General features: G+C 71.1%; 1 protein-coding gene. It reads left to right on the top strand.

Annotated features, from left to right (window positions below; translation table 11 throughout):
• Position 1: 1 nt before the first annotated feature.
• The coding region (locus AC31A1_RS52030; RefSeq protein WP_489660013.1) for a serine/threonine-protein kinase at positions 2–737 on the top strand (736 nt) is incomplete at its 3' end.

Below are 737 nucleotides of genomic sequence, written 5' to 3'. Positions count from 1 at the left end.
GATGGGCGTCGTGTATCTCGGGCGCTCGGCGTCGGGACGACAGGTCGCCGTCAAGGTCGTGCACGCGCAGTACGCGCTGGACGAGGAGTTCCGCGCGCGGTTCCGGCAGGAGATCGCCGCCGCCCGCCGGGTGAGCGGAGCGTTCACCGCCCCGGTCGTGGACGCCGACCCGGACGCCGAACTCCCCTGGATGGCCACGCTCTACGTGCCCGGCCGCACCCTCGCCGAAGCCATCGAGAAGGACGGCCCGTTGAGCGGCCGGGCCCTGCGCACACTCGCGCTGGGGCTGGTCGAGGCGCTGCGGGACATCCACCAGGCGGGCGTGGTCCACCGGGACTTGAAGCCGAGCAACGTCCTGCTCGCCGAGGACGGCCCCCGCGTCATCGACTTCGGCATCTCCCGCGCCGCCGACAACCAGACCCTCACGATGACCGGTCGGCTGATCGGCACCCCGCCCTTCATGTCGCCCGAGCAGTTCGCCGCTCCCCGGGACGTCACGGCCGCCTCCGACATCTTCTCCCTCGGCTCACTCCTCGTCTACGCGGCCACCGGCAACCGCCCCTTCGACGGCGCCAGTCCGTACCTGACGGGCTATCAAGTCATGCATGAGCAGCCCCGGTTGGACGGAGTGTCCGAACCGCTGCGGAGCATCGCGGAACGCTGCCTGGACAAGGACGCGATGGCTCGGCCCCAACTGGCCGAACTCCACGGCCTGTTGCGCGCCCTGCCCGATTCCG

This window comes from Streptomyces sp. P5F9, from assembly GCF_057961495.1.
This window is presented reverse-complemented; position numbering and strand designations above follow the sequence as displayed.